General features: G+C 60.2%; 22 protein-coding genes. 14 read left to right on the top strand and 8 right to left on the bottom strand.

Annotated features, from left to right (window positions below):
- Nucleotides 1-97 precede the first annotated feature (97 nt).
- Complete coding sequence (locus ACIPZE_RS07030; protein WP_003222394.1) at nucleotides 98-439, top strand: hypothetical protein; 342 nt, start codon at nucleotides 98-100, stop codon at nucleotides 437-439.
- Here ACIPZE_RS07030 and ACIPZE_RS07025 read toward each other — a convergent pair.
- The 3 genes from ACIPZE_RS07025 to ACIPZE_RS07015 form a co-directional block, all read right to left on the bottom strand.
- Nucleotides 409-1,620 carry an aminotransferase class V-fold PLP-dependent enzyme gene (locus ACIPZE_RS07025; RefSeq protein ID WP_283437413.1) on the bottom strand — a complete coding sequence of 404 codons (1,212 nt, stop codon included), beginning with the start codon at nucleotides 1,618-1,620 and terminating at the stop codon, nucleotides 409-411. The two genes, ACIPZE_RS07030 and ACIPZE_RS07025, sit on opposite strands and share 31 nt — an antisense overlap.
- A complete protein-coding gene (locus tag ACIPZE_RS07020; RefSeq protein ID WP_283437412.1) occupies nucleotides 1,617-2,087 on the bottom strand; it encodes a RidA family protein in 471 nt (156 codons plus the stop codon). Before ACIPZE_RS07020 ends, ACIPZE_RS07025 begins: the two co-directional genes overlap by 4 nt.
- 88 nt (nucleotides 2,088-2,175) lie before the next feature.
- A complete protein-coding gene (locus ACIPZE_RS07015; protein ID WP_400772113.1) occupies nucleotides 2,176-3,042 on the bottom strand; it encodes a LysR substrate-binding domain-containing protein in 867 nt (288 codons plus the stop codon).
- On the opposite strand from ACIPZE_RS07015, the gene ACIPZE_RS07010 reads away from it, so the two are divergent.
- Both ACIPZE_RS07010 and ccoM read left to right on the top strand, forming a co-directional pair.
- A complete protein-coding gene (locus ACIPZE_RS07010; protein ID WP_283438679.1) occupies nucleotides 3,031-3,387 on the top strand; it encodes a hypothetical protein in 357 nt (118 codons plus the stop codon). The two genes, ACIPZE_RS07015 and ACIPZE_RS07010, sit on opposite strands and share 12 nt — an antisense overlap.
- A gap of 145 nt (nucleotides 3,388-3,532) precedes the next feature.
- On the top strand, nucleotides 3,533-3,646 hold the full coding sequence (gene ccoM, locus ACIPZE_RS07005; protein WP_003222396.1) for a cytochrome c oxidase subunit CcoM: 114 nt from the start codon (nucleotides 3,533-3,535) through the stop codon (nucleotides 3,644-3,646).
- A 1,006-nt stretch (nucleotides 3,647-4,652) separates the two neighbouring features.
- On the opposite strand, the gene ACIPZE_RS07000 is transcribed toward ccoM, so the two are convergent.
- Complete coding sequence (locus tag ACIPZE_RS07000) at nucleotides 4,653-6,128, bottom strand: inorganic phosphate transporter (RefSeq protein ID WP_129390214.1); 1,476 nt, start codon at nucleotides 6,126-6,128, stop codon at nucleotides 4,653-4,655.
- A 374-nt stretch (nucleotides 6,129-6,502) separates the two neighbouring features.
- A complete protein-coding gene (locus ACIPZE_RS06995; protein ID WP_008080067.1) occupies nucleotides 6,503-6,703 on the bottom strand; it encodes a hypothetical protein in 201 nt (66 codons plus the stop codon).
- Nucleotides 6,704-7,370: 667 nt separating this feature from the next.
- Here ACIPZE_RS06995 and pcaR point away from each other — a divergent pair.
- From pcaR to pcaC, 11 genes are all read left to right on the top strand, one after another.
- On the top strand, nucleotides 7,371-8,213 hold the full coding sequence (pcaR, locus tag ACIPZE_RS06990; RefSeq protein WP_007917109.1) for a pca regulon transcriptional regulator PcaR: 843 nt from the start codon (nucleotides 7,371-7,373) through the stop codon (nucleotides 8,211-8,213).
- A 293-nt stretch (nucleotides 8,214-8,506) separates the two neighbouring features.
- Nucleotides 8,507-9,853 carry an MFS transporter gene (locus tag ACIPZE_RS06985; RefSeq protein WP_283437410.1) on the top strand — a complete coding sequence of 449 codons (1,347 nt, stop codon included), beginning with the start codon at nucleotides 8,507-8,509 and terminating at the stop codon, nucleotides 9,851-9,853.
- A gap of 289 nt (nucleotides 9,854-10,142) precedes the next feature.
- Nucleotides 10,143-11,000 (top strand): CoA transferase subunit A, encoded by an 858-nt coding sequence (locus tag ACIPZE_RS06980; protein WP_053117863.1) that lies wholly within the window; start codon nucleotides 10,143-10,145, stop codon nucleotides 10,998-11,000.
- Nucleotides 11,000-11,779: a CoA-transferase subunit beta gene (locus ACIPZE_RS06975; RefSeq protein ID WP_283437409.1), complete on the top strand. Its 780-nt coding sequence runs from the start codon at nucleotides 11,000-11,002 to the stop codon at nucleotides 11,777-11,779. The genes ACIPZE_RS06980 and ACIPZE_RS06975 overlap by 1 nt, the downstream gene beginning before the upstream one ends.
- Nucleotides 11,776-12,981: a 3-oxoadipyl-CoA thiolase gene (gene pcaF / locus ACIPZE_RS06970; RefSeq protein ID WP_400772111.1), complete on the top strand. Its 1,206-nt coding sequence runs from the start codon at nucleotides 11,776-11,778 to the stop codon at nucleotides 12,979-12,981. The genes ACIPZE_RS06975 and pcaF overlap by 4 nt, the downstream gene beginning before the upstream one ends.
- A gap of 36 nt (nucleotides 12,982-13,017) precedes the next feature.
- Nucleotides 13,018-13,722, top strand: coding sequence for a protocatechuate 3,4-dioxygenase subunit beta (pcaH, locus tag ACIPZE_RS06965; protein ID WP_283437407.1), 705 nt, complete (start codon nucleotides 13,018-13,020; stop codon nucleotides 13,720-13,722).
- A 1-nt stretch (nucleotide 13,723) separates the two neighbouring features.
- Nucleotides 13,724-14,290, top strand: a complete 567-nt coding sequence (pcaG, locus tag ACIPZE_RS06960) for a protocatechuate 3,4-dioxygenase subunit alpha (RefSeq protein ID WP_400772109.1) — start codon at nucleotides 13,724-13,726, stop codon at nucleotides 14,288-14,290.
- 197 nt (nucleotides 14,291-14,487) lie between these two features.
- Entirely contained in the window at nucleotides 14,488-15,783 is a 1,296-nt protein-coding gene (locus ACIPZE_RS06955; protein ID WP_034153075.1) for an MFS family transporter, read from the top strand.
- A gap of 45 nt (nucleotides 15,784-15,828) precedes the next feature.
- Nucleotides 15,829-17,193, top strand: a complete 1,365-nt coding sequence (locus ACIPZE_RS06950) for a 3-carboxy-cis,cis-muconate cycloisomerase (protein WP_400772107.1) — start codon at nucleotides 15,829-15,831, stop codon at nucleotides 17,191-17,193.
- A 12-nt stretch (nucleotides 17,194-17,205) separates the two neighbouring features.
- Nucleotides 17,206-17,994: a 3-oxoadipate enol-lactonase gene (gene pcaD / locus ACIPZE_RS06945; RefSeq protein ID WP_400772105.1), complete on the top strand. Its 789-nt coding sequence runs from the start codon at nucleotides 17,206-17,208 to the stop codon at nucleotides 17,992-17,994.
- Nucleotides 17,995-18,007: 13 nt separating this feature from the next.
- Nucleotides 18,008-18,400, top strand: coding sequence for a 4-carboxymuconolactone decarboxylase (pcaC, locus tag ACIPZE_RS06940; RefSeq protein WP_011332825.1), 393 nt, complete (start codon nucleotides 18,008-18,010; stop codon nucleotides 18,398-18,400).
- A 95-nt stretch (nucleotides 18,401-18,495) separates the two neighbouring features.
- Here the strand turns inward: pcaC and ACIPZE_RS06935 are convergent, their stop codons facing one another.
- The 3 genes from ACIPZE_RS06935 to ACIPZE_RS06925 form a co-directional block, all read right to left on the bottom strand.
- The gene (locus ACIPZE_RS06935; protein WP_400772103.1) at nucleotides 18,496-19,302 is read right to left on the bottom strand and encodes a methyltransferase domain-containing protein; all 807 of its coding nucleotides are present in this window, start codon (nucleotides 19,300-19,302) and stop codon (nucleotides 18,496-18,498) included.
- Between the two features lie 281 nt (nucleotides 19,303-19,583).
- The gene (locus ACIPZE_RS06930) at nucleotides 19,584-20,843 is read right to left on the bottom strand and encodes an OprD family porin (RefSeq protein ID WP_400772102.1); all 1,260 of its coding nucleotides are present in this window, start codon (nucleotides 20,841-20,843) and stop codon (nucleotides 19,584-19,586) included.
- Between the two features lie 441 nt (nucleotides 20,844-21,284).
- A partial coding sequence (locus ACIPZE_RS06925; RefSeq protein ID WP_400772100.1) for a TolC family protein occupies nucleotides 21,285-21,789 on the bottom strand: 505 nt, incomplete at its 5' end.

Below are 21,789 nucleotides of genomic sequence, written 5' to 3'. Positions count from 1 at the left end.
GCAGCTCCTGCAGGTGCCAAGTGCGTCACAGATTTGCGACCAGTGGCTCAAGGCGCCTTTGCCGCAGCCGATAGCCTGCTGACAGGAGACCCTTTATATGTTGCCACCGATGCTCCCCCTGAGCGCTGTGCCGATCACTTCCCAGCAGGATCCGATCCGCCAGCGGCCGGACATTCCTCCGGTGGTGCCGGTGCAGGAAAGCTCCAACGAAAGTACGATCGATCTGCAAAAGCGCGATCCGGAAGAGGATCGCCTGCTGGCGCGCGAAGAACAGCGCCGCCAGCAGGAACGTGATCGCCGTCGGCGCGAAGCCGATGAAGATCCCGAAGAGCATCTGGCCGTGCCTGGCACCGAGCTCAATGCCGACAATACCGTGCCGGTGGTGCCACTGATGGAAGATCAGCCGCGTCAGGGGTTGTGGGTCGATATCGAGATCTGAGGCTGGGCGGCGAGTTCACTCAAGTGTGCCAGCAAGACGTCGATTTCTGCCTCGGTGTTCAGATAGCTCAGGGAAATCCGCGCGATGCTCTCAATCCCTCGCGCCTGCATATCCAGCGGCGTATAAGCCACGCCATTGGCACCAATGTTGATCCCTCGCGTCGCCAGCGCCTGTTTCAACGCCACGCAGTTCCAGCCCTCAAGCGTAAAAGCGATCAGGCCGGATTGCTGATGCTCGCGGCCGAGATCGTGCAATGCCAATCCGCGAATGTCCCTCAAACGTTGGCGCAACGCGCGACTCATCTGCTCGATTCGCCGGCGAATGGCCTGCGCGCCGAGCCGGTTGTGTTCCTCTAGCGCATTGGCCAGTCCGGCCAGCAGTGCCAATGACACTTCACTGGTTTCGAAACGTCGGGCATCCTCGCGCAAGGTAAACCGTTGGCCGTCCCATGGCGCCGACAGCACATCGCGCTGCATGGGCAGCAAACGTTGCATGAAACCCGGTCGTACATAAAGCAGCGCGGTGCCACGCGGGCCTCGAAGGTATTTGCGTCCCGCGCCTTTGAGCACATCGCAGTGCAAGGTCTGCACATCGCACGGCAACTGCCCCAACGCCTGGCCCGCATCGATGAAGTAGGCAATGCCGTGTCGTTGCGCGACCTGACCAATCTGCGCGGCGGGATTGATCAGGCCGCCGTTGGCGGGCAACCAGGTCAACGCGATCAGCCGCACGTTGCGGTCGATCATCTGCGCCAGTGCCTGCGGATCAACCGCGCCGTGGGCATCGCAGGGAATGACCTCCAGACGCGCGCCGGCTTTTACTGCCTCAGCGATGCACGCCAGATTGCCGGCCCATTCATGGCGCCCGACCAGAATCCGCTCACCCGCTTGCCAAGGCCCCAGCGCATTGAAGGCCTGACTCCATGCTGCCGAGCCGCTGCTGGCGAAGGCGATGCTCTCGGGTTCGGCATTCAACAGGCGAGCGGCGGCGGTGCGCGCCCGTTGCTGAATCTGCAGGTCGGCGGCTTCCATCGGTCCACCGAGTGCTTCGCGTTGCAATTGCTCGACAATCGCATCAAGGGTGGCCTGGCTCGGCAGTGAGGAGCCAGCGTGGTTGAAGTGAATGATCCGCGCGCAACCGGGCGTGGCTGTCCGCTGGCGTTCGACTTCCTCGATGTTCACGGCTTGAGCTCGAAAATCGCGTCGAGCTCTACCGCCACGCCACTCGGCAGGCTGGAGACGCCGACGGCGGTGCGGACATGCCGGCCCTTGTCGCCCAGCGCATTGACCAGCAGGTTGGACGCGCCATTGGCGACCACACCTTGACGCTGGAATTCGGGATCGGCGGCGATAAACACACCAAGGCGGATAATTCTCACCAGTTTCGAAAGATCATCACCGAGGGCATCGCTCAATTGGGCCAGCAAACCCAGAGCGGCGAGTTCGGCGGCGTCGATCCCCTCTGCTTCGCTGATGGCTTCACCGAGCCGCCCGATGAATGCAGGTTTGCCATCCAGCATCGGAATCTGTCCCGAGATGAACAACTGGTTTCGACTGACAACATGGCTGACGTAGTTGGCAATGGGTTGGCTCGGCGCTGGCAGGCGCAGCCCGAGTTGTTCGATACGCTGGCTGAGAGATTCGCTCATGTTGAGACCTCCTGAATGAAGGCTCCAGCATGTTGAAACGAAGCAAGGGCGACAAACGCATAGATCTAATTCGATGAATCGAAATGGCTCATGCTTCTGCTGCTTCATCCAGCCACTGGCTGAAGCACGCCGCCGGCGCCGACAAAGGACGATCCGGCGTCACCAGCCAATAACCGATCTCGCCCCGCAGAGGTTCGGTATCAAAGGCCGGCACCAGCGTGCCGTCGTTGAGACGGCGGGCGATCAGGCAGTGCCGGCCCATGGCGATGCCCTGACCGGCGACGGCTGATTCGACCACGATGTTGTAGTCGTGCAGCATGACGCTCGGCACCTGCGTCAGATCGATTGCGCTGTGCTGGCTCCAGTCAGTCCATTCGAATGGTTGCAGCGATTTGGCCATCAGCAGGGGGCCGTTTTGCACACCCTGACGCTTGAAGGCCGGGCTGCACACCGGCGTCAGCGTTTCGGTCATGACGCGTCGGGCCTGTACGTCCGGCCAATGACCCTTGCCGTAACGAATGGCCAGATCGACCTCGCCACCTTTGACGTCCGCCAAGTGCACGGCGGGGATCAGTTCGACATGGATGTCGGGGTGTTTGGCCCTGAAGTCGCTGAGTCGCGAGGCCAGCCACAAGGTGGCAAAGGATGCCAGCAGGCCGATCCGCAAGGTTGTGCGTTGATTGCCACGCAGTTCGCGGCTGGCGGCGGCGATGGCGCTGAGGGCCGGTTCGATCTGGCGATAGTAGGCCGCGCCGGCGGATGTCAGGTCGATTGCTCGGGTGCGCCGGACAAACAGCCGCTGATCCAGAAACGCTTCGAGTTTGTGCACCTGATGGCTGATCGCACTCTGGGTCACCGACAATTCATCGGCTGCCTTGATGAAACTCAAATGGCGGGCCACGGCTTCAAATACGCGCAGGGCCATCAACGGTGGCAGATCCTGATGCAAAGGCACGGCAAACATCCTCGGGTTTGGCGCAAAGCGCAGATTCTGCGGGCAAAACTGTCGTTTGGTACATCAATTGTTATCTGCCGCTGCTGGCAATGGCTGGTCAGCGCTGGCGTCAGGCTGCATTATTGGCGCAGTCCTGCCGGTGATGTGGCAGTTGTGATCCTTTCCAGCGATGTACCGAATGCCATGAGCCAAGACGACAAACTGATCGACCTCAGCACTGAACGCGCCAAGCGTGTGCATGACATTAAAGAGAAGCGCCTGAACGAGGTGCGTCAGGCTTTCGAACAGGCCATGCCGTTGGGCAAAACCAAGAAAAAGTCGAAGAGCAAGCCGAAAAAGCGTTGATCTCCCCCTGCATCCGTTGATGCAGGTCAGTTATTTTCCCGCCTTTATCTCCCTTCGTTGCTGGCATTGATCCCGGTCAATTTGTGCGCCTGTGTGTTTGGTAACTTAGTCCCATCGCAGCAGAGCAGGGGCCAGGAGGCCAGTCATGTTTTTCGATAACGTGGTGTTTGCCGGGGTCCTGACTGTAGGGCTGATGGTTCTGTTTTTTGCAGGGTTTGGATTTTTTATCTGGAAGGACGCGAATAAGCGCAAGAAGTGATTCTTCTGGAGTGATGAGCACGCAAGGCATTTTGGGGCGACTTCGGTTGCCCCTTTTTTTTTGTCTTGGCGGCCTGTGGGCCGACCATGCTCCTGGGGTTCTGGGTGAATATCCGTTTTTGCGGGTGTTGCTGATTACGGTTCCGCCCTTACGGCGGGTCACCTTTTTCAAGCGCCAAAAAGGTAACCCAAAAGGCTTGCTCCTGCGTTCGGCCCTCGCAGGCTCGGGTTCCTTCGCTCCGGGATCGATCCGGGCGCAGCGTCTACGGTTTGCTTCGCTGCACCTCCTTCCGCTGTGTTTGGCTTCGCCAAACGGTCGCTGCGCTCCCACGCCCGGATCAATCCCTCCACTCAGCCTTCCGACGTCGCCTTACAGATCACGATCAAAAGCAGGCGAGCTGACACTCGGCCTATTGAGTGGTGAAAAGCGGGTGTTCGGCTTTGGGTTTGTGGTGCTCTTGCTCCTCATCCCAGCCCTCTCCCGAGGGAGAGGGAGCCGATGGTGGGCCTGTGAAAATTTGCGTTCAACTCGGACTTTCACGTCGGCGTAACTCTACCAAACACCTCGGTCAGTCCCCTCTCCCTCCGGGAGAGGGCTAGGGTGAGGGGCTTTCGATCTGGTTTTTGATCTTGCTTTGGTTTTTGATCTTTTGCCCCTTCGGCAGGCCGAGCGAAGGTGTTCATCCGGGGGTAGGCGCGTAGCGCCGTGCGGCGTAGCGCCGTGCGGCGTAGCGCATACATCGAGAGGAGGTGCAGCGCAGCAAACCGTAGGCGATGCCCCCGGATGGACACCGTAGCGAGGGAACACTGAGCCTCAGCGAAGTGCCGTACGCCGGGGCAAAGCCTTTTGGGTTACCTTTTCGGCGTTTGGAAAAGGTAACTCGCTGTAAGAGCGAAACCGCCAGCAGCCATCACCGCAGCAACGGATATGCCCCCAACCCCAACCCCCGAACCAAAAAAAAGGCGCGATCCCAAAGAATCGCGCCTTCTTCATATACAGCTATCTATCAACTACCCAGCGCCTTCGACGCCAGCCAGAACAACCCGGCCGACAGCGCCACAGTCGCCGGCAGGGTCAACACCCACGCCAGCAGAATGGTGCGAACAGTCCCACCCTGCAGACCGCTCTTGTTCGCGACCATGGTCCCCGCCACGCCCGAAGACAGAACGTGAGTGGTCGACACCGGCAGGCTGAAGATGTTGGCCAGACCAATCAAACTGGCCGTAGTGATCTGCGCCGACATGCCCTGAGAATAGGTCATGCCCTGCTTGCCGATCTTCTCGCCAATGGTCAGTACCACACGTTTCCAGCCCACCATGGTGCCCAGGCCCAAGGCCAGTGCAACTGCCAGAATCACCCAGAACGGCGCGTATTCAGTGGTGGTGGTCAGATCCTTGCGCAACTTGTCGAGGTCAGCCTTTTCACGGGCATCCAGAACCGGCAACTTGCTGACTTTCTTCGCGGTATCGTCCAGGCACAGCAGGTAGCGACGAACTTCGACACGGCTGTCCGACGACAGCGAATGGTAGTCGGCTACACCTTTAAGCGTATGCAGCAGGGCGCTGATGGTCGGTTCGGTCTGCTGCGGGTTGCAGCGGAATTTCTCCGGCAGGTCGCCTTCCACGCTTTTACCCAGGGCCAGGAATTCACCCAGCGAATCGGCATTGCGCTGGTAGAACTGGCTCAGGTGCAGGGTCGCATCGCGGGTGCGTTCGATCTGGTACGTGGTGCTGTTCAGGTCGAGGACGAACTGTGCAGGAACGATACCGATCAGCACCAGCATGATCAGGCCAATGCCTTTCTGACCATCGTTGGAGCCGTGCACGAAGCTCACGGCCATGGCCGAGATCACCAGGACCAGGCGGTTCCAGAACGGTGGGTGCTTCTTGTCGTCGAGTTTGCGGCGTTGTTCCGGTGTCTTGTGCATCTTCGACAGCGGGCGCCACCACTTCAGACCGATCAGGATCAGCGCGGCAATCAGGAAGCCGGCCATCGGCGAGAACACCAGTGAGGCGCCGATGTCGATCGCTTTCTGCCAGTTCACGCCGTCGGCCAGCGGAATGTCGTTGATCAGGGCGTTGGCCAGGCCGACACCGAGGATCGATCCGATCAGCGTGTGCGAGCTGGACGCCGGGATACCGAAGTACCAGGTGCCAAGGTTCCAGGCGATTGCCGCGGCGAGCAACGAGAACACCATCGCCAGGCCATGGCCGGTGTTCACATTGATCAGCAGCTCAACCGGCAGCAAGTGGACGATGGCATACGCCACGCCAACGCCGCCCAGCAGCACGCCGAGGAAATTGAACACACCGGAGAAGAACACCGCCAGATGAGGCGGCATGGCTTTGGTGTAGATAACAGTGGCTACCGCGTTAGCGGTGTCATGAAATCCATTGATGAACTCGAAGGCGAGGACAAATGTCAGGGCGAGCAAGAGGCTCACAAGCACCCAAGCATCCAGTCCGCTGAATAAATCGATCATGAAGGTTTTCTGACCCGGTCGTAAGGGGGCGCGATTATGCCAGAAAAGACTGGAAATCGATGCCCTACCTGCTCGTTGGTAACAATCTTCTTCGATTTAATTTGTTGCAGCGCATTAAAACCAAGCGCCACACAGGGTTTTTCAACCCATTGATTTTATTGGGAAAGCGCATTTTTTACAGGCGATTTTGCTGGCGCGGCGAAGGCTCAAACGCTTGTCTGAAATATCTATGAAACCTGTAGGAAGCTCCCCTTTACCCTGTAGGACGGGGAGATAGCCGCTGCCCGCGGGTAGCGGGCGCGCAAGGCAAGGTCCATGCACCGCGCTTGTAACCGGTGCGCACGCTTACCCTCGAAAGATTCAAACACCGGGGCTCATGGCTCTTCGGCTTTGAGTTCCTTTTCGATCTTTTCGATTTCCTGCTTGAAGACCTGATCCTGAACGGTTGGGCGTTTACGCCATGCTTTGCGTTCCGGTTCGGGCTGGGCGGCGTAGGTGGTGACTTCCCCGCCGTAAACTTCCTTGTAACGTTGTTCCTGGCGCTCAAGTTCCGCGCGCAGTTCGTCTTTCGTCACAGTGCTACCTGTTTGAGTTGAGTTGAATGTCTGGTGAACGCGCTGCAACAAATCGATTGAGCGGACCTGTCGAATGCGCAACGCCTGTGCAGGCATTGGTGTCATCGACAGGGCGATCAAGACTTCCATGTTACAGGCGGCTACGGCACCAGATTAAAACTGACGCAGCATCAGTTTCCTGTTTCAGCGAGCGTTGGCGTTGCATGAGTAATGAGCGTCAGGCGCTGGCCGGGTCCGACAGCGATGGCATCGCGTCAGCGGTGACAACCTCGGTGATTAAAAACAGGCTGCCACTGAACGCATTATAGCGGTCGATTCGGGAATGACTATCTTTGCCAAGTTAAAAACGGTTCTGGATGTGTGATCGTTTTGTTACTCGCAACTTTTCTCACTAGTTGCAGTGCAGGCCTGGCGTTATTTACTGCGTTATTTACCGTGCGATGTGTTTTTGGCGCCATTTAGTCGATCAACTAAAAGACGGGTGCAGTTTACCGCTGAGGTTGCACGAGCGTCTCAACCGCGCAGATCGGCAATCCCCCGCTGCATTGCGATTATCGGTCGGCGGTTCGATAATCGCCCAATCTTGGCGTCTCAGCCCTTGTGCATCTGTCGGCTAGCCGCTTGTATAGCGATTGATCCGTGCGGTATCCGCAAAAAAGGACAGGAAATGAACGATCAAATGCGCAACTCCTTCACCTCAGTGGCGCCGCCGATAGTCGCCTCGCCAGCCAAGCGGATTCAGGCGCTGACCGGTGATCCGGACTTCATGACCTCGCTGGCCCGTGGCCTGGCAGTGGTGCAGGCGTTTCAGGAGCGCAAGCGGCATCTGACCATCGCGCAGATCAGCCACCGCACGGAAATTCCCCGCGCCGCGGTGCGCCGTTGCCTACACACGTTGATCAAGCTCGGCTACGCCACCACCGACGGGCGCACCTATTCGCTGCTGCCGAAAGTGCTGACCCTCGGTCATGCTTATTTATCCTCGACACCGTTGGCGGTGTCCGCGCAGCCTTATCTCGATCGCATGAGCGAGCAATTGCATGAAGCCTGCAACATGGCCACGCTGGAAGGCGATGACATCCTCTACATCGCGCGCTCGGCGACCACCCAGCGGCTGATATCGGTGGATCTGTCGGTGGGCGGACGTCTGCCGGCGTATTGCACCTCGATGGGCCGAATTCTGCTGGCGGCGCTCGATGACACGTCGCTGCGCGAATACCTCGACCACGCCGAACTCGTTGCCAAGACCAGCCGTACGATCCACACCCCCGACGCTTTACTCGAATGTTTGCAGGAAGTCCGGCAGCAGGGCTGGTGCATCGTCGATCAGGAACTGGAACAGGGTCTGCGCTCGATCGCCGTGCCGGTTTATGATGCCTCGGGCCAAGTGGTGGCGGCGCTCAACGTCAGCACCCATGCCGGTCGTGTCAGCCGTACCGAGCTGGAGCAGCGCTTTCTGCCGGGGCTGTTGAGTGCCAGTCGCGACCTCAGTGCACAATTGTTTGCCTGATGAAGCTGTTCGATAAACGCACAGTGTTGCGTTTATCGAATTGACGCTAAAACCCCCGGATCATTAATGTCGCGGCAGCGTCATCCGGCACTGATGTGAATGAGCCGCCGGACTGTCGACTCCGATAATAATGACAAGAGGCAACTCCCCATGCGCATGTTCCCCGACTGTCTCAGCCCCATCCGCTGTTGCCGGGTTCACCGCAACGCCTGATCCAGACCTTCTATTCTTGTGCCCGTGCCGCTCGTTGGCCGGCCGTCGTTCGACTGCGTTTTTTGCGTGGAATAAAAATAATGAACCAGCCTCAGTCCGCTGTAGGTCAATGCCTCGATGTGCAGACCTTCATCAATGCCCAACCGATCTCGCGCTATCAATGGCGGGTGGTGATCCTGTGTTTCCTGATTGTCTTCCTCGACGGCCTCGACACTGCGGCGATGGGCTTCATCGCCCCGGCGCTGTCGCAGGACTGGGGTATCGACCGTGCCAGCCTCGGCCCGGTGATGAGCGCCGCGCTGATCGGCATGGTCTTCGGCGCATTGGGCTCCGGCCCTTTGGCTGACCGCTTCGGGCGAAAAGTCGTACTCGTTGGCGCGGTGCTGCTGTTCGGTGCTTTCAGTCTCGCGTCGGCTTACAGCAATAACGTCGAACAATTGCTGGTGCTGCGCTTCCTCACTGGCCTCGGTCTGGGTGCGGGGATGCCCAATGCCACCACATTGCTCTCGGAATACACCCCGGAGCGCAAGAAATCCCTGCTGGTGACCAGCATGTTCTGCGGTTTCAACCTAGGCATGGCTGGCGGTGGGTTCATTTCCGCCAAGCTGATCCCGGCGTTCGGCTGGCACAGCCTGCTGCTGATCGGCGGGATCCTGCCGCTGATTCTCGCCGTGGTGCTGCTGTTCTGGCTGCCGGAATCGGCGCGCTACCTTGTAGTCCGTAACCGTGGCACCGACAAGATCCGCAAGACCCTGGCGCCGATTGACCCGGTTACCGTCGCCCAAGCCTCCAGCTTCAGCGTGCCGGAACAGAAAACCGTCAAGGCGCGCAACGTTTTCGCCGTGATCTTCTCCGGCACCTACAGCACCGGCACCTTGCTGTTGTGGCTGACCTATTTCATGGGCCTGGTGATTGTTTATCTGCTGACCAGCTGGCTGCCGACGCTGATGCGTGACAGCGGCGCGAGCATGGAGCAAGCGGCGTTCATCGGTGCGTTGTTCCAGTTTGGTGGCGTGTTGAGTGCGGTGGCTGTGGGATGGGCGATGGATCGCTTCAATCCGCACAAGGTCATCGGCACTTTCTACCTGCTGGCCGGGGTGTTTGCCTACGCGGTTGGGCAAAGCCTGGGGAATATCACCTTGCTGGCGACGCTGGTGCTGGTGGCGGGGATGTGCGTGAACGGTGCGCAATCGGCGATGCCGTCGCTGGCGGCGCGGTTCTACCCGACTCAGGGGCGGGCGACCGGTGTCTCGTGGATGTTGGGGATCGGTCGTTTCGGCGCGATTCTCGGGGCGTGGATGGGCGCGACGTTGTTGGGCCTGGGCTGGAATTTCGAGCAGGTGTTGACGGCGTTGGTGATTCCGGCGGCGTTGGCGACGACGGCGGTGGTGATCAAGGGCATGGTCAGTCATGCGGATGCGACCTGAGTTTCAGCGCCTCATCGTTCCCACGCTCTGCGTGGGAACGCCTCTAGGGACGCTCCGCGTTCCGGCCTTTGAAAGGGACGCGGAGCGTCCCGGGATGCATTCCCACGCGGAGCGTTGGGAACGATCAGTACCGAACGATAGGCTGACAACAATCTGTTCGATAAACGAACACTCAGTCGATTATCGGATTGTTTGGCACTTTTCCCAGGCTTAATCTTCAGTGACTCCGGCGCTGAACCTCGCGCCTTTTTATCACTGGCGATTCATTACAAAAACGGGAGCCCGCTCCATGGCTGAGATCCTTTCGCTGCACGACGCGGTGAAGCAATTCGTCAACGACGGCGACACCGTCGCACTCGAAGGCTTCACTCACTTGATCCCTACGGCCGCGGGTCATGAAATCATTCGTCAGGGCAAGAAAGATCTGACGCTGGTGCGGATGACGCCCGACCTGATCTACGACCAACTGATCGGTGCCGGCTGCGCACGCAAACTGATCTTCTCCTGGGGCGGCAACCCGGGCGTGGGTTCGCTGCACCGTCTGCGCGACGCGGTCGAGAAGCAATGGCCGCAGCCGCTGGAGATCGAAGAACACAGCCACGCCGACCTGGCCAATGCCTACGTCGCCGGCGCTTCCGGCCTACCGTTCGCGGTGCTGCGCGCCTACGCCGGTTCCGATCTGCCGAAGGTCAACCCGTTGATCAAAACCGTGACCTGCCCGTTCACCGGTGAAGTGTTGGCGGCCGTGCCGTCGGTGCGCCCGGACGTCACCGTAATCCACGCACAGAAAGCCGACCGCCAGGGCAACGTGCTGCTGTGGGGCATTCTCGGTGTACAGAAAGAAGCCGCACTGGCTGCCAAGCGTTGCATCGTTACCGTCGAAGAAATCGTCGACAACCTCAACGCACCGATGAACTCTTGCGTATTGCCGACCTGGGCCTTGAGCGCGGTCTGCCATGTGCCCGGCGGCGCACATCCGTCCTACGCCCACGGTTACAACGAGCGCGACAATCGTTTCTATCAAGCGTGGGATCCGATCGCCCGTGACCGTGAGACGTTTACCGCGTGGATCAACGAATACATCCATGGCTGTGCTGACTTCAGCGAGTTCCAGGCCAAGTTGGCCGCTGCTTCGGAGGCCAAGTAATGACTTACACCACCAATGAAATGATGACCGTCGCCGCAGCCCGTCGCCTGAAGAACGGCTCGGTGTGCTTCGTCGGTATCGGCCTGCCGTCGAAAGCCGCCAACCTCGCGCGGCTGACCTCGTCGCCGGACGTGGTGCTGATCTACGAATCGGGCCCGATTGGCGCCAAGCCGAGCGTGCTGCCGCTGTCCATCGGTGACGGTGAACTGGCGGAAACCGCTGACACTGTCGTACCGACCGGTGAGATTTTTCGCTATTGGCTGCAGGGCGGGCGCATCGACGTCGGTTTTCTTGGCGCCGCGCAGGTTGACCGTTTCGGCAACATCAACACCACCGTGGTCGGCGATTACTTCTCGCCGAAAGTGCGCCTGCCGGGTGCCGGTGGCGCGCCGGAAATTGCCGGCTCGGCAAAAAGCGTGTTGATCATCCTTAAACAGTCGGCGCGTTCGTTTGTCGACAAGCTCGATTTCATCACCTCGGTCGGTCACGGCGAGGGCGGCGATTCGCGCAAACGTCTGGGCCTGCCGGGCGCAGGGCCGGTCGGGATCATCACCGACCTGTGCATCATGGAGCCGGAAGAGCGCACCCACGAGTTCGTGGTCACCGCACTGCATCCGGGCGTAACCCGCGAGCAAGTGGTTGCGGCCACCGGTTGGGCGATTCGTTTTGCTGACAACGTCGAAACCACCGCAGAACCGACCGACGTCGAACTGACCGCGCTGCGCGATCTCGAAGCGCGCACCGCCGCGGCCCACGGCCAGGCACCGGGAGAAGCATGATGCGTGACGTTTATATCTGCGACGCGATTCGCACGCCGATCGGCCGTTTCGGCGGCGGACTGTCCGCCGTTCGCGCCGATGACCTGGCCGCTGTGCCGATCAAGGCCCTGATGGAGCGCAATCCCTCGGTGGACTGGAGCGCCATCGACGAAGTGTTCCTCGGCTGCGCCAACCAGGCCGGCGAAGACAACCGCAACGTGGCACGCATGGCGCTGCTGTTGGCGGGCCTGCCGGAAAGCGTGCCGGGCGTGACCCTCAATCGCCTTTGCGCTTCGGGCATGGACGCGATCGGCACCGCATTCCGTGCGATTGCCAGCGGCGAGATGGAGCTGGCAATTGCCGGTGGCGTCGAGTCGATGTCCCGCGCACCGTTCGTGATGGGCAAGGCTGACGCGGCGTTCTCGCGCAACATGAAGCTGGAAGACACCACCATCGGCTGGCGTTTCATCAACCCATTGATGAAGGCGCAATACGGCGTCGACGCGATGCCGCAGACCGCTGACAACGTCGCCGACGACTATAAAGTCTCGCGCGCCGATCAAGACGCTTTCGCACTGCGCAGTCAGCAACGCACGGCCGCCGCACAGGCTGCCGGTTACTTCGCCGAAGAGATCGTCGAAGTGCGGATCGCGCACAAGAAGGGCGAAACCGTGGTCAGCCAGGATGAACATCCGCGCGCCGACACCACGATTGAAGCGCTGACAAAATTGAAGCCGGTCAACGGCCCGGACAAAACCGTCACCGCCGGCAATGCCTCCGGCGTCAACGACGGTGCCGCCGCACTGATTCTCGCGTCCGCCGAAGCGGTGAAAAAACATGGCCTGACCGCCCGCGCCAAAGTGCTCGGCATGGCCAGCGCCGGTGTCGCGCCGCGCGTGATGGGCATCGGCCCGGTACCGGCGGTGCGCAAACTGATCGAGCGTCTCGGCGTGGCGGTCAGCGATTTCGATGTGATCGAACTCAACGAAGCATTCGCCAGCCAAGGTTTGGCGGTGCTGCGTGAATTGGGGCTGGCGGATGACGCCGCGCAGGTCAATCCGAACGGCGGGGCGATTGCCCTTGGTCACCCGTTGGGCATGAGCGGTGCGCGGCTGGTGCTGACCGCGCTGCATCAGTTGGAAAAGACCGGTGGCAAGAAAGGTCTGGCGACCATGTGCGTCGGTGTCGGCCAAGGTCTGGCCCTGGCCATCGAACGCGTCTGACGCAAGCCGTGACGAATAAGAACAGAGGAAAGCGACATGTCTGACAAGCCTGGTTACCGTCGTCCGCAGGAAGGCACTCAGCCTGAGTACCTGCACCCGACGTATCAATCCACCAACCTGCGCTCGCCGTCGAAGCCGTTGGTGTTTCTGCCGCATTCGCTGTCGGAAATCACCGGCCCGACCATCGGCGCCGAGCGTGTCGGCGATACCGATAACGACCTGACCGCCCAGCATCAAGGCGAGCCACAGGGCGAGCGCATCATCATTCACGGCCGCGTGCTCGACGAAAACGGCTTGCCGGTGCCGGGGATTCTCGTGGAGATCTGGCAGGCCAACGCCGCCGGCCGCTACAACCACCAGCGCGACCTGCACGACGCGCCGCTCGACCCGAATTTCACCGGCACCGGCCGCACCGTGACCGACGCCGATGGCTGGTACCAGTTCCAGACCATCAAGCCCGGCGCCTATCCGTGGGGCAACCACCACAATGCGTGGCGCCCGGCGCATATCCACTTTTCGCTGTTCGGGCCGAGCATCCTCACGCGTCTGGTCACGCAAATGTATTTTCCGGGCGACCCGTTGCTGGCGTACGACCCGATCTACAACTGCGTGCCGGACACCTCGGCCAAGGAACGCCTGATCGCCCGTTTCGATCTGGAAAAAACCATTCCGTCCTACGCCCTCGGTTATCGTTGGGACATCGTGCTGCGCGGGCGTGAAGCCACGCCGATGGAGAAATAAGATGACGCTGACTGCGACCACGTCCCACACCGTCGGGCCGTATTACCACATCGGCCTGACCTGGCTGAACCGCGAAGACCTCACCGTCGAACAAACTCTCGGCGAGCGCGTAGCGATCACCGGGCAAGTGGTGGATGGCAATGGCGATGTCGTCAACGATGCCATGCTGGAAGTCTGGCAGGCCAACGCTGCCGGCAAATACGACCACCCGGAAGACGAGCAGGACAAGCCGCTCGACCCGCACTTCGAAGGCTTTGGCCGGGTGCCGGTGGATGCTGAAGGGCGCTTTCGTTTCACCACGATCAAGCCGGGTACGGTTGAGGGGCTGAAGGGCTCGACCCAGGCGCCGCATTTGGTGGTGTTAGTGTTTGCCCGTGGCCTGGTGAAGCACTTGCTGACGCGGATTTATTTTGATGGCGAGCCGGCGAACGTTGATGATCCGTTGCTGGAATGTGTGCCGGCTGAGCGTCGCAGTACGTTGGTGGCGACGAAGGACGCTTCGGGTGTTTACCAGTGGAATGTGATTCTGCAGGGCACCGACGCCGAGACGGTGTTCTTCGATTATTAAAAGAACACCACCAATCCCCTGTGGGAGCGAGCCTGCTCGCGAAAGCGGTGGGTCAGCCAACATAATTGTCGTCTGACACTCCCTCTTCGCGAGCAGGCTCGCTCCCACAGGGGAGAACTGTGTTGCTGATGGAACTGTGGAACGGGACTGTTGCAAAGTATGTCTAGACTCTCACTGTCCCTATCGAGTGAAAAACAATGACAACCACCACCTCTCATTACACGGGTGAAGAGCGCAGCAAGCGCATCTTTGCCATTGTCGGCGCCTCGTCCGGCAACCTCGTCGAATGGTTCGACTTCTATGTCTACGCCTTTTGCGCGATCTACTTCGCCCCGGCGTTTTTCCCCTCCGATAACCCGACGGTGCAACTGGTGAACACCGCTGGCGTGTTCGCCGCCGGCTTCCTCATGCGCCCGATTGGCGGCTGGATTTTCGGTCGTGTCGCCGACAAGCACGGCCGCAAGAACTCGATGCTCATCTCGATTCTGATGATGTGCTTCGGGTCCTTGCTGATCGCCTGTCTGCCGACTTACAAGGATATCGGCGTCTGGGCACCGGTCTTGCTGTTGTTCGCACGCTTGCTGCAAGGCCTGTCGGTCGGCGGTGAGTACGGCACCACCGCGACTTACATGAGCGAAGTCGCCCTCAAGGGCCAGCGCGGATTTTTCGCCTCGTTCCAATACGTGACGCTGATCGGTGGGCAACTGTTGGCGGTGTCGCTGGTCGTGGTTCTTCAGCAATTCCTCACCGAAGATGACCTGCGCGCCTACGGCTGGCGGATTCCATTTGTGGTCGGTGCGGTGGCCGCGTTGATTTCGCTGTTCCTGCGTCGCTCGCTGAAAGAAACCACCAACAAGGAAACCCGCGCGCACAAGGACGCCGGCAGCATCAGTGCGCTGTTCCGCGATCACAAAGCCGCGTTCATCACCGTGCTCGGTTACACCGCCGGTGGCTCGTTGATTTTCTACACCTTCACCACCTACATGCAGAAGTACCTGGTGAACACCGCCGGTATGCACGCCAAGACCGCCAGCTACATCATGACCGGCGCGCTGTTCCTGTATATGTGCATGCAACCGCTGTTCGGCATGCTCGCCGACAAGATCGGCCGACGTAATTCGATGCTCTGGTTCGGCGCGCTCGGCACGCTGTTCACCGTGCCAATCCTGTTGAGCCTGAAAAGCGTCAGCAGCCCGTTTCTTGCGTTTGTGTTGATCACGGTGGCGCTGGCAATCGTCAGTTTCTACACCTCGATCAGCGGCCTGGTGAAAGCCGAAATGTTCCCGCCGGAAGTTCGCGCCCTCGGTGTCGGCCTGGCTTACGCGGTGGCGAATGCGATCTTCGGTGGCTCGGCGGAATTCGTTGCCCTGAGTCTGAAGAACATCGGCATGGAAAACTCCTTCTACTGGTACGTGACGGCGATGATGGCGATCGCGTTCCTGTTCAGTCTGCGCTTGCCAAAACAGGCAGCGTACTTGCACCACGATCTCTAACCCGATGCGCGCGGGCCGTGATGGCCCGCGCCGGCAAGGACTTTTATGACTCAGCGACCGGGCAATCAATTGTTCGATGCCTACTTCACTGCCCGCGATATGCGTGAGGTGTTCTGCGATCAGGGCCGCGTGCAGGCGATGCTTGATTTCGAAGCGGCGCTGGCGCGGGCGGAGGCGCGGGTCGGAATGATTCCTTCGTCTGCGGTTGCACCGATTGCGGCGGCGTGCAGTGCGGGTCTGTATGACTTCGCGACGCTGGGCGAGGCGATTGCCACGGCCGGCAATTCGGCGATTCCGCTGGTCAAGGCGCTGGGCAAGCAGATCGCCGCCAGCGATGCCGAGGCCGAGCGTTATGTGCATTTGGGCGCGACCAGTCAGGACGTGATGGATTCCGGATTGGTCCTGCAATTGCGTCAGGCGCTGGAATTGATTGAAGGCGATCTGGCGCAATTGGCCGAGTCTCTCGCCACCCAGGCACAACGTCACGCCGCCACGCCGCTGGCCGGACGCACCTGGCTGCAACACGCGACGCCGGTAACCCTTGGCATGAAAATCGCCGGTTGGCTCGGCGCGGTCACTCGCAGCCGTCAGCGTTTGCGTGAACTTAAACCGCGTCTGCTGGTGCTGCAATTTGGTGGCGCATCCGGGACGCTCGCAGCCTTGGGCGAACAGGCGTTACCGATTGCCGAAGCGCTGGCCGAAGAACTGCAACTGACCTTGCCCGAACAACCGTGGCACACCCAACGTGATCGCGTGGTCGAGTTCGGCGCGGTGCTCGGTTTGATCGCCGGCAGCCTCGGCAAATTCGGCCGCGACATCAGCCTGTTGATGCAGACCGAAGCGGGCGAAGTGTTCGAACCTTCAGCACCGGGCAAGGGCGGCTCGTCGACCATGCCGCACAAACGCAATCCGGTCGGTGCGGCGGTGTTGATCGGCGCAGCGACGCGGGTGCCGGGTCTGGTCTCGACGCTGTTCAGCGCGATGCCGCAAGAGCACGAGCGCAGCCTCGGTCTGTGGCATGCCGAGTGGGAAACCTTGCCGGAGATTTGCTGCCTGGTGTCGGGTTCGCTGCAACAGGCGCGCTTGCTCGCCGAGGGCCTGGAAGTCGACGCCGAACGCATGGCGCGCAATCTCGAACTGACCCAAGGGCTGGTGCTGGCCGAAGCGGTGAGCATCGTGCTTGCGCAACGGGTTGGCCGCGACACCGCGCATCATTTGCTTGAGCAATGCTGCAAACGCGCGGTGGCCGAACAGCGCCACTTGCGCGCTGTACTGGGTGACGAACCCAAAGTTACCGCCGAGTTGAGCAGCGCTGAACTTGATCATCTTTTGAACCCCGCCCATTACCTTGGCCAGGCGCAAACCTGGGTCGAGCGCGCGGTGGCCGAACACAACGCATTGTCTGTCTGAAAGGAGAGGGCTGTGGCTTTCGTTCAACTCGCCGATGGCGAACTGCACTATCAAATAGAAGGTCCGGTCGATGCGCCGGTGCTGGTGCTGTCCAACTCGTTGGGCACTGATTTGCACATGTGGGACCCGCAGATGCCGGCGTTCACCGAGCACTTTCGCGTGCTGCGTTTCGATACCCGTGGTCACGGTCAATCGCTGGTGACGCCGGGGCCGTACCGCATCGAGCAACTCGGTCATGACGTACTCGGTTTGCTGGATGCGTTGCACATCGAACGCGCGCATTTCTGCGGACTGTCGATGGGCGGGTTGATTGGGCAGTGGTTGGGGATCAATGCCGGTCATCGTTTGAACAAGCTGATTGTCTGCAACACGGCGGCAAAAATCGGCGATCCGTCGGTGTGGAATCCACGCATCGAAACCGTGCTGCGTGACGGCGCGGCAGCGATGGTTGCCCTGCGTGATGCGTCGATTGCCCGTTGGTTTACCCCGGATTTTTCCGCTGAACATCCGGCGGCAGCCAAGCAGATTACCGACATGCTCGCCGCCACTTCGCCTGAGGGTTACGCGGCCAATTGCGCGGCGGTGCGTGATGCCGATTTTCGCGAGCAGCTCGCCTCGATCAACGTGCCGTTGCTGGTGATTGCCGGCACTGAAGATGCGGTGACGCCGCCGTCCGGTGGGCATTTCATTCAGGAACATGTACGCGGTGCCGAGTACGCCGAGTTCTATGCGGCGCATCTGTCGAATGTGCAGGCCGGTGCCGATTTCAGTGATCGTGTGTTGGCGTTTTTAAACGTCTGACAAGGGGATTTTCGTGGACGAGAAACAACGTTATGACGACGGCATGCAAGTGCGCCGCGCGGTACTCGGTGATGCGCATGTCGATCGCAGCCTGACCACGCTGACCGAGTTCAACTCGGAGTTTCAGGAAATGATCACCCGGCATGCCTGGGGCGATATCTGGACACGTCCAGGGTTGCCTCGGCATACGCGTAGTTTGATCACCATCGCCATGCTGATCGGCATGAACCGCGAAGGCGAGCTGAAGCTGCATTTGCGCGCAGCGGCCAATAACGGTGTGAGCCGTGGCGAGATCAAGGAAGTGATCATGCAGAGCGCGATCTACTGCGGGATTCCGGCGGCGAATGCGACGTTTCATCTGGCCGAGTCGGTGTGGGATGAGCTGGGTACCGAATCCCGCGAGTGACGGTTGAAACCGAAAAAGATCGCAGCCTTCGGCAGCTCCTACATTTGGAATGCGTTCCCCTGTAGGAGCTGCCGAAGGCTCCGATCTTTCGCTCTTCAAACCTTGGCAACAATAAATATCCGTTTGAACGCAAACAACGTATGCCCATCCGCCTCCTGCGGATACTGCGCATGCACCCGCATCAGATAGTGATAAATAAATCGCGCCTGCTCCGCTGAATCCAGCGCCTGCATCACTGGCCGCAACGCCGAGACCTTCACCCAGTCATACACCGGCGACTTCCCATCAACCACCTGCAACTGCTCGGTCTCCCAGATATCCAGCGACTTGGTCAATGGTGCGAGCAAGCGGTAGTAATCCTCCAAAGACAACAACGGCCGCGCCGCCATGCGCTGACGCAGTTCAGCCGTGCCCAATGGCTTGCCGCCGACACCACCGTCGTCGAGGGTTTCGAGCATCAACCGATACCACAACGCATCGCGCCAGTCCGGCATGTGCGCGGCCAGACAGCCGCCCGGGTTGAGCTGGCCGAGCAGGCGCGGCAGCAGCGTTTCATGGCCATCGATAAAGTGCAGCACGGCGGCGGCGAACAGCAGGTCTGCCGGTTGTTCGGGCTGCCAGTCGAGCAGATCGCATTGCTGCCATGCGGCGTTGATCGGCAGGCGATGCGCTTCTTCGAGCATTTGCGCTGAACTGTCGATTCCGAGTAACTGCGCTCGCGGCCAGCGCTTGGCCAGCACTTGCGTGGCAATGCCTGTGCCGCAACCGAGGTCATAAATACGTTGGGGGGTTCGCAGCTCGACACGATCAAGCAGTTCGTTGACCGGGCGTTGCCTGAGGCGAGAAAACTGCTGGTACGCTTTGGCGTCCCAGTCGGGGGCTGTGGTGAGACTAGAGATCATGAGGCGGTCCTCTGGTGATCAGCGGTGTCTTCCGATGACAACCTGGCTCACAACTGGGGGACCGACAGCAACTAACGGAAGCGGGAAGGGTAGAGCGCCTGAGTCCTTCAGGTTCTGCCACTTTACCCGCCGCCCGGCAATTCACCACTTCTCCTGACCAATGGCACCGCTTCCCTGTAGGAGCTGCCGCAGGCTGCGATCTTTTGCCGTTGTTTTCAAGATCAAAAGATCGCAGCCTGCGGCAGCTCCTACAGGATCGCGGGGATCAGATCTAACAGTGTTTACAACAGACTGATCGGGTAGCTGACGATCAGCCGGTTTTCGTCGAATTCGTTATTGCTGAAATCCCGGCGCATGGTCGAGTTGCGCCATCTGACGTTGAGATCCTTCAGCGCGCCGCTCTGCACGGTGTAGCCCAATTCCGATTCGCGGCCCCATTCCTTGCCGTCGGTGATGGTCCCGGTGTGCACGTTGTCGCCGCTGATGTAGCGGTTCATCAACGTCAGGCCGGGCACGCCCATGGCGGCGAAGTTATAGTCGTGGCGCAGTTGCCAGGAGCGTTCCTGCGCGTTGTCGTAACTGGCGTTGTAGCTGTCGTTGGCGAGGGTGCCGCCGCTGGTGCCGTTGACGCGCATCCACGCGCTGTCGCCGGTGAGTTTCTGCAAGCCGACGTAGAAGGTGTTGCCGCCATATTTGGCCGAGAACATCCCCGACCAGGTCTTGTTGTCGAGATCGCCGGCGCGGGCGCTGCCGTCGTCCTTGCCGTAGAAGAAACCGAGGTTGGCGCCCAGCGTCCAGTCGCCGAGTGGCTGGCTGTGGATCAGATTGACGTATTGCTGGCTGTAGATGTCCTTGAGTTCGGCGTTCCACAGGCCGATCTGCGTGCGCTTTTCATTGAATACGTATTCGCCGCCCTGAAAGTTGAAGCGATCAGAGGTGAACGCTGCTTTGCCGGTCATCGACATGTCAGTCATGCTGCTGTCGTCGCGCGGGCTGTTGGCGCGGAACTGGCCGCCGTAGAGGGTTAGGCCGTCGATTTCCTTCGAGGTGATCTGGCCGCCGCGAAAGGTTTGCGGCAGCGAGCGACCGTCGTCCGAACGGAGGATCGGCAGCACCGGCATCCATTCGCCGACCTTCACTTCGGTCTGCGACAACTTCGCCTTGAAGGCGACGTTGGTGCGCCCGAAGTTGTCTGCCGGGCGTCCGTCGTGATCCAGCGGCAACAGCTGCGTACCGCCAGTGCCCTTGCCGCCATCGAGCTTCACCGAATACAGACCGAGCACGTCCATGCCAAAACCGACGGTGCCCTGGGTGAAGCCGGATTTGGCATCAAGGATGAAGTTCTGCGTCCACTCTTCAGCCTTGCCCTGCGCTTTGGTCGGGTTGGTGAAGTTGCGGTTGATGTAGAAGTTGCGCAGGTTCAGGTTGACCTTGGCACCGTCGATAAACCCAGCTTCTTCAGCAGCGACGGGGAGGGCGGCGCCCGCCAGGGCCAGGGCGATCAGGCCGGGAATTGCGTAAGGCGCTGGGGAGGTGGTCATAGGTGGGGTCTCTCTTGTTTTTTTAAGGCAAACGGGTGCGCAGGCACCGTTTTCAGGGGGCGCAGTCATAAATGATTTTTGGGTGAAGCGGCGTTGATCAGCCGGACGGAGCAGGGCGCGGGAGCATGATGTCGAACCTGTTGTTATTGGTTTTGTGGAGCGAATGGTGCGGCGCGCGGAGGTCTGGATTCAATTGGGTGAAGCGGGTTTTGGGCGATTATCGAACGCAAGATTGAGCAGGATCTTGCGATAGATCTCAGGGCCTCATCGCTGGCAAGCCAGCTCCCACAGGTTTTCGAGTCGTTCCCAAATTTTGACTACACCTTGGAACATTGTGGGAGCTGGCTTGCCAGCGATGGGGCCAGCCCAGACAACACAACTTTCAGACAGGCAACAAAAAGCCCACCAATCGGTGGGCTCCTTGTTTTCACCTGATGATGATCAGAACAACTTCATCTTCGGTGCTTCTTCTTTCAGCGGTTCGTTCTGCGCGGTTTGCGCATTCCAGCCACCGCCCAAAGCCTTGTACAGGTTGACCGCACTGGTCAGCTGCGCGAGGCGGTCGGTGATCAGCGCCTGTTGCGCGCTGAACAGCTGACGCTGGGCATCGAGAAAGGTCAGGTTGCTGTCGACACCGATGCGGTAGCGACGCTCGGCCAGACGGTAGTAATCCTGGTTGGCCTGAACGAAGTCACGCTGCGCCTGCAGCTGGTCGGTGTAGGTCTGGCGGGCGGCCAGACCGTCGGCGACTTCCTGGAAGGCCGTTTGAATGGACTTCTCGTAGTTCGCCACGCCAATGTCCTTCTGGATCTTGGCGGCGTCGAGGCTGGCGCGCAGGCTGCCGGCGTTGAAGATCGGCAGGTTGATCTGCGGCTGGAACGGCCGCGGCGCCGAGCCGCGCGTGGGCAGGCCGGACAGGGCGGGGGTCGGGCTGGGGGCGGGGGCG

Origin of the sequence: Pseudomonas sp. NPDC089741, from assembly GCF_044748825.1 — a bacterium.
GTDB classification, from domain to species: Bacteria; Pseudomonadota; Gammaproteobacteria; order Pseudomonadales; family Pseudomonadaceae; genus Aquipseudomonas; species Aquipseudomonas helmanticensis.
The sequence above is the reverse complement of the archived record's forward strand: the minus strand, read 5'-3'. Positions and strand labels throughout refer to the sequence as shown.